The following is a 9,400-nucleotide window of genomic DNA, read 5'->3' as shown; positions in this document are numbered from 1 at the left end:
CCGATTTCCTCGGCGCTTTCCAGGTTTCCGCTTTTGTTTCGCGGTTTCCTTTCCGGCGGTTCCGACTCTATCAGATCCTTTCGGCGTCTGATTCCCAGTCAGCGGGGGTTGCCTTCCCGGCCCTTCGGCCGTTCCGACGAGTGAGACTTTAGCGGATTCCCGGCTCCCGAAGCCAATCGGGGACCGTGCCCTTTCGAACGCGGATTCCTCATTTCGCGAATACGCATGCCAATGACGCGACGGCAGACGGAACGACTGCTCGCCGAGAAGTGGTTGGTACTTGCGGAATGGCTGTCCGGGGACCGACCGGAGTCGACGCTCACGTCGGACAACTCGGAGAACACTACGTATCGGGCCGGGGTGTGTCAACCTCCGTCCCACGGGCACCCTCGAGGCGTACTGTGGACGTCATGACTACGCGTACGTGCACCCAGCTCTGGTGGGCCGCCTGACGGCGGCCGCGCTCACGTATGCGTTCCAACGGCCGCCGCCTCGGCGGCCGTTTCTCGTATCCCCATCCGGGACTTCCGAGGGTCGGGCCGACCGGGACGGCGGCCTCGACCGGAGAAGTCCAGCAGGAGGAGTGGAGATGACGAGGGTCTTCAGCGGGATCAAGCCGACCGGGCATCTGACGTTGGGGAACTACCTGGGGGCCATGCGGCAGTGGGTCCAGGCCGACCAGCACCGCTCGGACGCGTTGTTCTGCGTGGTCGATCTGCACGCGCTGACCGTGGACCACGATCCGGCGCGGGTACGCCGGCTCAGCCGGCAGGCGGCGACGCTGCTCCTGGCGGCGGGGCTGGATCCCGAGCTGTGCACTCTCTTCGTACAGAGCCATGTCGACGAGCACGCGCGGCTGTCGTACCTGCTGGAGTGCGTGGCCACCGACGGCGAGATGCGGCGGATGATCCAGTACAAGGTGAAGGCCGCGCGGGAGCGGGAGCGCGGGGGGAGCGTACGGCTGTCGCTGCTGACGTATCCGGTGCTGATGGCGGCGGACATCCTGGCGTACGGGACCGACGAGGTGCCGGTGGGGGACGACCAGGCGCAGCATGTGGAGCTGGCGCGGGATCTGGCGGTGCGGTTCAACCAGCGGTACGGGCATACGTTCGTGGTGCCGAGGGCGACGCTGCCCGCGGTGGCGGCTCGGGTGATGAACCTCCAGGAGCCGGGGTCGAAGATGGGGAAGAGCGACGACTCCGGGCCGGGGATCGTCTATCTGCTCGATGAGCCGGATGTGGTGCGGAAGAAGATCATGCGGGCCGTCACGGACAGCGGGCGGGAGGTCGTGTACGACCGGGAGGGGCGGCCGGGGGTCGCGAATCTGCTGGAGATCCTCGCGGCGTGCACGGACGGGAACCCCGCGGAGCTGGCGTCCGTTCATCGGTCGTACGGCGCTTTGAAGGCGGCCGCGGCGGAGGCCGTGGTCGAGGTGTTGAGGCCGGTGCGGGCCCGGCACCAGGAGTTGTGTGCGGATCCCGGCTATGTCGAGGGGGTGCTCCGGGAGGGGGCGAACAAGGCGCGGGAGATGGCGCGTCCGGTAGTGGACGCCGCTTATCGCGCGATCGGGTTGCTGCCGCGGGTGGCGGAGGCGGAGCCCGTGTCGGGTGTGGTGCTGAACGCGGCTCGGTAGGCGCGTGGGCTGGTGGCGAGGCGCGAGGCGAAGTGCTGGCGCATCGTGACCTCGCTGCCGAAGCCTGCGCGGCGGGCGACCTCGGGCATGGGGAGGTCGGTGCGTTCGAGGAGTTTCTGGGCTGCGGCGATGCGCTGGTCGAGGAGCCAGCTGAGGGGGGTGGTGCCGGTGGCGGCGGTGAAGTGGCGGGCGAAGCTGCGCGGTGACATACCCGCGTGAGCCGCCAGGTCGGCGACCGTGAGTGGTTCGTGCAGCCGGCGCAGGGCGTGTTCGCGTACGGCGGCGAGAGTGTCGGCGTCGCGGTCGGCGGGCGTGGTGGGGTGCTCGATGAACTGTGCCTGGGAACCGGTGCGGAAGGGGGCGGTGACCATCGAGCGGGCGATGGTGGCGGCCGCTTCCGCGCCGTGGGAGCGGCGGACCAGGTGGAGGCACAGGTCGATGCCGGCTGCCGTGCCCGCGGCGGTCCAGATGTTGTCGTCCTCGATGAAGAGGGCGTCGGGGACGACGTTGACCTGGGGGTGGTGGCTGCGGAGGAGGTCGATGAGGTTCCAGTGGGTGATCGCCCGGCGGCCGTCGAGGAGGCCGGCCTGGGCGAGGGTGAAGGCTCCGCCGCACAGGGCGGCGAGGGTGGTGCCGCGGGTGTGGGCGCGGCGGAGTGCGTCGAGGACGGGAGTCGGTGCGGGGGTGAGGTGGTCGTCGAGGCCGGGGACGAGGATCAGGTCGGCGCGGGTGAGCCAGGCGAGGGTGCGGTCGGGGTGCAGGGCGAGTCCGCCGCGCATCGGGACGGGGGTGGTGTCGGTGGCGACGCGGCGCAGGTCGAAGGCGGGGGCGCCGCGGTCGGTGCGGTCGGTGCCCCAGACCTCGGTGATGACGGAGACGTCGAAGGCGCGGATACCGGGGAAGGCGACGAGGGCGACGCGGTAGGCGGGGGCCATGGTTGGCAGTAAACCATCGATCGCTGACTTCTGTACCTCTGGGGCGGGTCGGGTGCCGGCGGCAGGATCGTGGGCATGGACATCGCGGAGAACGCAGCACTGGTGGTCGTGGACGTGCAGAAGGGCTTCGAGGAGGCCGGCTTCTGGGGGCCGCGGAACAACCCGGGGGCCGATGACAACATCGCCGCGCTGATCGACGTATGGCAGGCGTCGGGGCGGCCGGTCGTGTTCGTGCGGCATGACTCGGTGAAGCCCGGGTCGCCGTTGCGGCTCGGGTCCGAGGGGAATGAGCTGAAGTCGTATGTGGAGGAGAGGAGGGGGAAGGGTGCCGGTGCCGAGCTGTTCGTCACGAAGACCGTGAACTCGGCCTTCCTCGGGACGCCGGATCTGGGGGCCTGGCTGGGGGCCCAGGGGATCTCGCAGATCGTGCTGGCCGGGATCCAGACCAACATGTGTGTGGAGACGACGGCCCGGATGGGCGGGAATCTCGGGTACGACGTGGTGGTGGCGTACGACGCGACGCACACGTTCGACCTGGAGGGGCCGTTCGGCTGGCGGCGGAGTGCGGAGGAGCTGGCGCAGGCGTCGGCGGTGTCGCTGCACGGGGGCGGGTTCGCGCGTGTGGTGACCACCCGGGAGGTGGTGGACGCGGCGGGGTGACCGCCCCCGTCGCGGGAGGGTCAGTCCTTCTTGCCGGAGGCCAGTTCGCGGCTGCGGTCGCGGGCGGCCTCCAGGGCGGCGATGAGGGCGGCCCGTACGCCGTGGTTCTCCAGTTCGCGGATGGCGTTGATGGTGGTGCCGGCCGGGGAGGTGACGTTCTCGCGGAGCTTGACGGGGTGTTCGCCGCTGTCGCGGAGCATGGTCGCGGCGCCGATCGCGGACTGCACGATGAGGTCGTGGGCCTTGTCGCGGGGCAGGCCGAGGAGGATGCCGGCGTCGGTCATGGCCTCGACCAGGTAGAAGAAGTAGGCCGGGCCCGAGCCGGACAAGGCGGTGCAGGCGTCCTGTTGGTTCTCGGGGACGCGGAGCGTCTTGCCGACGGAGCCGAAGATCTCCTCGGCGTGGGCGAGGTGGTCGGCGGTGGCGTGGCTGCCGCCGGAGATGACGGACATGGCCTCGTCGACGAGGGCGGGGGTGTTCGTCATGACGCGGACGACGGGGGTGCCGGGGGCGAGGCGCTCCTCGAAGAAGGAGGTCGGGATGCCGGCGGCGCCGCTGATGATCAGGCGGTCGGCGGGGACCTGCCCGACGAGTTCGTCGAGGAGGGTGCCCATGTCCTGCGGCTTGACCGTGAGGATGAGGGTGTCGGCGGTCTTGGCGGCTTCCGCGTTGGTGACCGGGGTGACGCCGTAGCGGGTGCGGAGTTCCTCGGCGCGTTCGGGGCGGCGGGCGGTGACGAGGAGGTCGGCCGGGGGCCAGCCGCCTCGGATCATTCCGCTGAGCAGGGCTTCGCCGATTTTGCCGGTGCCGAGGACTGCGACTTTCTGGGTCATGGTGCGGGTGCCCTCCGGGGGTGCGTCGTCCGGGGTCCATCCTCGCACCGGTGCGGGGCGGCGCGGGTCGGTGTCCGGGTGGCGGGATGTCGGCCTGCCGGGGGCTATGCGGTGCGCCGTCGTAGCGTCGCCGCGCCCAGGACCAGGACGAGGAGGGCGCAGCCGCCGACGATCAGGACGTCCCGTACGAAGGTCGCCGTGAGGTCGGTGTGGGTGAGGACCTCGTTCATGCCGTCGACCGCGTAGGACATGGGGAGGGCGTCGGAGAGGGCTTCCAGGGCGGGGTGCATGGTGTCGCGGGGGGCGAAGAGGCCGCAGAGGAGGAGTTGGGGGAAGATCACCGCCGGCATGAACTGGACGGCCTGGAATTCGGAGGCGGCGAAGGCGGAGACGAAGAGGCCGAGGGCGGTGCCGAGGAGGGCGTCGAGGAGGGCCACGAGGAGGAGGAGCCAGGGGGAGCCGATGACGTCCAGGTCGAGGAACCAGACGGCGAGGCCGGTGGCGAGGGCGGACTGGATGATCGCGAGGGTGCCGAAGGCGAGGGCGTAGCCGGCGATCAGGTCGCCTTTGCCGAGGGGCATGGCGAGGAGGCGTTCGAGGGTGCCCGAGGTGCGTTCCCGCAGGGTGGCGATGGAGGTGACCAGGAACATCGTGATGAGCGGGAAGATGCCGAGGAGGGAGGCGCCGATGCTGTCGAAGGTGCGCGGGCTGCCGTCGAAGACGTAGCGCAGCAGGACCAGCATCAGGCAGGGGATGAGGAGGAGCAGCGCGATCGTGCGGGGGTCGTGGCGGAGCTGGCGCAGGACGCGGGCGGCGGTGGCGGTGGTGCGGGAGGCGTTGAGGCCCCGGGTGGGGGCGGGTGCGGTGGTCATCGGGTGGTCTCCTTCGCGCGGGCGGCGTCGGCCGCCTGGTCGACCAGGTGCAGGAAGGCGGCTTCGACGGTGTCGGCGCCGGTGCGGGTGCGCAGGGAGTCGGGGGTGCCGTCGGCGAGGATCTCGCCCGTGCGCATCAGCAGCAGGCGGTGGCAGCGCTCGGCCTCGTCCATGACGTGGGAGGAGATGAGGAGGGTGGCGCCGCGGGTGTCGGCGATGTGGTGGAAGAGGGTCCACAGGTCGCGGCGGAGGACGGGGTCGAGTCCGACGGTGGGTTCGTCGAGGACGAGGAGTTCGGGGGTGCCGAGGAGGGCGACGGCGAGGGAGACGCGGCCTCGCTGGCCGCCGGAGAGGTTGCCGGCGAGGGCGTCGGCGTGGGTGGTGAGGTCGACGTCGGCGATGGCGCGGGTGACGTTGTCGTGGCGGCGGTCGGCGGCGGCGCGGCCGGGGTCGAGGATCGCGGCGAAGTAGTCGAGGTTCTGGCGGACGGTGAGGTCGTCGTAGACGGAGGGGGCCTGGGTGACGTAGCCGATGCGGGTGCGCAGTGCGGGGTGGCCGGCGGGGTGGCCGAGTACGTCGAGGGTGCCGGTGACCTTGGCCTGGGTGCCGACGACGGCGCGCATCAGGGTGGACTTGCCGCAGCCGGAGGGGCCGAGGAGGCCGGTGATCCGGCCGCGCGGGACGGTGAAGTCGAGGGAGCGCAGGACGGTGCGGGGGCCGCGGGCGACGGTGAGGTCGTGGGCGGTGACGGCGGGGCCGGTGTCGGGTGGGCCGGGCGGCTCGGGCACGGAATTCATCATGTGATGAATAATCCTCGCGGGGCGGCGGGTCGTCAAGCGGCCGGGGCGAGCGGGTGCATACGGCGGCGCAGGCGCGCGAGGGTGGGATTGGAAGGGGACGGTCCGCTTCTTGTGCCTCCACCCGCACACGTCCCGGGCGCGCACCCCTGTCCCAGTCGATCTCCTCAACCGACAATGGAATTCATGACGCCGTGCCCTCCCCCGGTGCGGCGCGCCCACGCATCTCCCGTTCCCTACCGGAGGTGCTGTCCGTGCTGTCCCGTCGTCTGCGCGAGGTCGGTCAGGCCGATCTGTGCGCTTCTCTTGTCGTCTTCCTCGTCGCCCTGCCGCTGTGCGTCGGGGTGGCCATGGCCTCGGGTGTCCCCGCCGAGCTGGGGCTGGTCACCGGAATCGTGGGCGGTCTGGTCGCCGGGGTGCTGCCCGGCAGCAGCCTCCAGGTGAGCGGCCCGGCGGCCGGGCTCACCGTGCTGGTCTTCGAGGCCGTCCGCGCGTACGGGCCGGAGGCGCTCGGGGCGATCGTGCTCGCCTCCGGGCTGGTGCAGCTCGGGCTGGGAGCGCTGCGGCTCGGGCGGTGGTTCCGGGCCGTGTCGGTGGCCGTCGTCCACGGGATGCTCGCCGGGATCGGGCTGGTGCTGGTCGCCGGGCAGGTGTACGCCCTCGGGGACGCGGCCGCTCCGCCGGGCGGGCCCGGAAAGCTCGCCGGGCTGGTGGCGCTGCCGGGGCGGGTGGATCCGGTGGCGTTGTCAGTGGGGGCTGTCACCATGGTCGTGCTGCTGCTGTGGGGGCGGTGGCGGCGTGGGGCGCGGCTGGTTCCGGCGCCTTTGGTGGCGGTGGCGCTGGTGTCGGCGGTGACCTGGGTGCTCGACCTGGAGGTGCGGCGGGTCCGGGTGCAGGGGCTCTGGGACGTCGTACGGGTTCCGCAGGTGGCGGATCTCGGGCGGCTGACGGACCTGGGGGTGATCGGGACCGTCGTGGCGTTCGCGCTGATCGCGTCGGCGGAGTCGCTGTTCAGCGCGGCCGCGGTGGACCGGCTGCATCACGGGAGGAGGACGGACTACGACCGGGAGCTGATGGCGCAGGGCGCGGGCAACGCCGTGTGCGGGGTGCTGGGCGCGCTGCCGATGACGGCGGTCATCGTGCGCAGTGCGGCCAACGTCCGGGCCGGAGCGCGGACCAAGGCGTCACGGGTGCTGCACGGGGTGTGGCTGCTGCTGTTCACGGCCGTGGTGCCCGGGGTGCTGGGGGTGATCCCGGTGGCGGCGCTGGCCGCGCTGCTGGTGCACGCCGGGTGCAGGCTCGTGCCGGTGCGCGAGGTGCGCACGCTGTGGGGCGGGCATCGGGGGGAGCTGCTCGTGCTCGGGGTGACGGCGGTGGCGATCGTCGTGGGGAACCTGTTCGAGGGGGTGCTGGTCGGGCTGGCGCTCGCCGTCGCGAAGACGGCGTGGGAGATCAGCCATGTGCAGGTGGAGACCGAGGACCGGGGGGAGGCCGGGATCGTGGTCCGGGTGCTGGGACATGCGACGTTCCTGCGGCTGCCGAAGCTGCTGGACGCGTTGGACGCGCTGCCGGCCGACCGGGAGGTGCGGCTGGAACTGGGCGGGCTGCGGCATGTGGACCACGCGTGCGCGGCGGCCCTGGAGGGGTGGGCCACCGCGCGGGAACGGCGCGCGACGGGACGTCAGGGGGAGGTGGCGGCCGGGAACCCGGCGTCCTGAGTCCTGAGCGGGCTCAGGCCTCGTGGGGCGTGGTGGCGAGGAGGAGTTCGACGTCGTGGGTCTCCTCGATCGTGCCGTCGGGGAACGCGGCGAGGAGGTGGCGGTGTTCCTCGGCGAGGAAGGCGGCGGTGCTCTCCTCGGCGTGGACCAGGAACGCCGGGTGGCTGCTGATGTTGGCCAGGTGGAGGTCGAGGGGGATGTGGCGGCTCCCGCGGACCGGGCGGTGGGCGGAGTCGAGGCCGCCGGTGGGGTCGGCGAGGGCGGCGCGGCTGCCGTCGCCGTTCTTCCGCACGACGTGGTCGATGCCGAAGTGGCGCCGCACGCGGTCGGCCTGGGCGTCGATCCACGGCACGTCGACCGCGCCGGTGTTCCACCACAGGGCCGGCGCGCCCACCGGCCGCAGCACGCGCAGCGCCTCCGGGACCGCGAGGGCCGGGTCGGTCCAGTGCCAGAACTGGGCGTAGGCGAGGAGGTCCAGGGAGGCGGTGGCGAGGGGGAGGTGGTTGCCGTCGCCGCGGACGAGCGGGACGTCGGGGAGGCCGCGGCGGAGCTGCGCCGCCATGCCCTCCCCCGGTTCGACGGCGACGACCCGCGCGCCGCGGGCGTGCAGCAGGCCGGTGGCTGTGCCGGTGCCGATGTCCGCGACCCGGGCGCGACCCGGGCGCCGGCGAGAGGGCGGCCGGTCAGCGTCTCGACGGTGTCGAGGAGGGCGGACGGGCAGGAGGGGCGGTTCGCGGCGTACTGGGCCGCGGCGGCGTTGGAGGGGGGGTGGGTGCGAGCCTGGGTCCGGGAGTCGGGTGAGGCCGTCATCCGTCCTTGGTGAGGGGGGTGATCGGTCGGGCGGCGGTTTTCTTGGCGCTGAGGAGGAAGGTGACGTCGTCGGCGTCGGTGAGGGTGAGCGGGCGGGCATCGGTCTCGGCGCGCAGGGGGCCGGAGCGGGGCGGGAAGGCGCGGGTGGGGTCCGCGGAGGCGCCGGTGCCGGACGGACACGCGATCGCGGTGGAGCTTCACTCGGCGTCGAGGGTGACGGTGCCACCGGCGATCCTCGCGCCGGCGGTGAAGTGGTTGCAGCCGTCGTACCCGGTGACCGTGCCGTTGTCGGCCGTCTCCCCGTTGAACCGGATCCAGGGAGCGGTGCCCTCGGGGACGTCGTGGCGCTCCCCGTCCATGGTGACGGTGTCGAGTCTGCATACGACCCCGACGAGGGGCACGGGGCGGGGCTGAGCGGCGACGGGGGCGGCGGTCGTGGCGCGCAGCCCGCCACGAAGGGCGTGACGAGGAGGGCGGTGGCGAGCACGGCGTGGGTCCGGCTGTTGCGGTCCATGGCACTGTGACGCCGGGTGCCGGTCGAACGTTCAGCGTCGGCGGCGCTTCTTCGAGGGGTTGCCGGTGCGGCGCTCGGAGCGCTTCTCATACTGCTTGAGCGCGGTCTCGTACTCCTCGCGGTGGCGTCTCTCGCCGGGGGCCTCGGTGAGGGCGCGGAAGAAGTAGGCGGCGAGGGAGCCGACGAAGCCGATGGCCAGCAGGCCCCGCAGGGAGGCCTGGCGGTCGGGGTCGGGGCGCTTGGCGAAGCCGTCCCAGGTGGTGCGGAAGGCGAGCGCACTGCAGATCGTGAACATGACCACGACCAGCAGGGTGACGAAACTGCCGGTCTCGGCGATCGCCAGGCCCTCGTAGGCGAAGCGCAGGACGAGACAGGAGGCGACCGTGGCGGCGAGTGCGCCGGCGGCCACGGCGACGCGGCGGGCGGTGTAGCCCCGGTCGTGCTCCACCCAGGTGGTGCCGAAGAAGCGCAGGGGCTCGGGGCGGGGGCCGCCGGGGGCGCCCGGGGCGCCCGGCCGGTCGGCGGGCGTGTCCTGCGTGGCGCGGGCGTCCCGGGTGTCCCGGGAGCCCGCCGGGGTGTCCGGGGTGCCGTTGTCGTCGCTCACGGGACGATTATGGCTCCGGCCGAC

9 protein-coding genes and 1 pseudogene are annotated in these 9,400 nt (G+C 72.4%); 3 read left to right on the top strand and 7 right to left on the bottom strand.

The window, feature by feature from the left end; translation table 11 throughout:
• The first annotated feature begins 589 nt into the window (after nt 1-589).
• On the top strand, nt 590-1,633 hold the full coding sequence (gene trpS, locus AQJ64_RS30445) for a tryptophan--tRNA ligase (protein ID WP_055637527.1): 1,044 nt from the start codon (nt 590-592) through the stop codon (nt 1,631-1,633).
• On the opposite strand, the gene AQJ64_RS30440 is transcribed toward trpS, so the two are convergent.
• Entirely contained in the window at nt 1,555-2,568 is a 1,014-nt protein-coding gene (locus AQJ64_RS30440) for a GlxA family transcriptional regulator (protein WP_055637526.1), read from the bottom strand. The genes trpS and AQJ64_RS30440 overlap by 79 nt on opposite strands.
• 75 nt (nt 2,569-2,643) lie before the next feature.
• Here AQJ64_RS30440 and AQJ64_RS30435 point away from each other — a divergent pair, with 75 nt between their 5' ends.
• Nucleotides 2,644-3,228 carry a cysteine hydrolase family protein gene (locus AQJ64_RS30435; protein WP_055637525.1) on the top strand — a complete coding sequence of 195 codons (585 nt, stop codon included), beginning with the start codon at nt 2,644-2,646 and terminating at the stop codon, nt 3,226-3,228.
• 20 nt (nt 3,229-3,248) lie between these two features.
• Here the strand turns inward: AQJ64_RS30435 and proC are convergent, their stop codons facing one another.
• The 3 genes from proC to AQJ64_RS30420 form a co-directional block, all read right to left on the bottom strand.
• Nucleotides 3,249-4,061 (bottom strand): pyrroline-5-carboxylate reductase, encoded by an 813-nt coding sequence (gene proC / locus AQJ64_RS30430; RefSeq protein ID WP_055637524.1) that lies wholly within the window; start codon nt 4,059-4,061, stop codon nt 3,249-3,251.
• A gap of 104 nt (nt 4,062-4,165) precedes the next feature.
• A complete protein-coding gene (locus tag AQJ64_RS30425; protein WP_059203168.1) occupies nt 4,166-4,933 on the bottom strand; it encodes an ABC transporter permease in 768 nt (255 codons plus the stop codon).
• A complete protein-coding gene (locus tag AQJ64_RS30420; protein WP_059203167.1) occupies nt 4,930-5,733 on the bottom strand; it encodes an ABC transporter ATP-binding protein in 804 nt (267 codons plus the stop codon). Before AQJ64_RS30420 ends, AQJ64_RS30425 begins: the two co-directional genes overlap by 4 nt.
• A gap of 251 nt (nt 5,734-5,984) precedes the next feature.
• Between AQJ64_RS30420 and AQJ64_RS30415 the strand changes: the two genes are divergently transcribed.
• Entirely contained in the window at nt 5,985-7,448 is a 1,464-nt protein-coding gene (locus AQJ64_RS30415) for a SulP family inorganic anion transporter (RefSeq protein ID WP_420876593.1), read from the top strand.
• A gap of 13 nt (nt 7,449-7,461) precedes the next feature.
• Here the strand turns inward: AQJ64_RS30415 and AQJ64_RS30410 are convergent.
• The 3 genes and pseudogenes from AQJ64_RS30410 to AQJ64_RS30400 all read right to left on the bottom strand — a co-directional run bounded on the left by AQJ64_RS30410 (nt 7,462) and on the right by AQJ64_RS30400 (nt 9,376).
• Nucleotides 7,462-8,258: pseudogene (locus tag AQJ64_RS30410) on the bottom strand (class I SAM-dependent methyltransferase).
• 197 nt (nt 8,259-8,455) lie between these two features.
• Entirely contained in the window at nt 8,456-8,659 is a 204-nt protein-coding gene (locus AQJ64_RS46635; protein ID WP_159060317.1) for an META domain-containing protein, read from the bottom strand.
• A gap of 144 nt (nt 8,660-8,803) precedes the next feature.
• Complete coding sequence (locus tag AQJ64_RS30400; protein ID WP_059203165.1) at nt 8,804-9,376, bottom strand: hypothetical protein; 573 nt, start codon at nt 9,374-9,376, stop codon at nt 8,804-8,806.
• Nucleotides 9,377-9,400: the final 24 nt, after the last annotated feature.

This window comes from Streptomyces griseoruber (genome assembly GCF_001514205.1).
Taxonomy (GTDB): domain Bacteria; phylum Actinomycetota; class Actinomycetes; order Streptomycetales; family Streptomycetaceae; genus Streptomyces; species Streptomyces griseoruber.
Note: the sequence above shows the minus strand (reverse complement) of the source record. Positions and strands in the feature narration are given on the sequence as shown.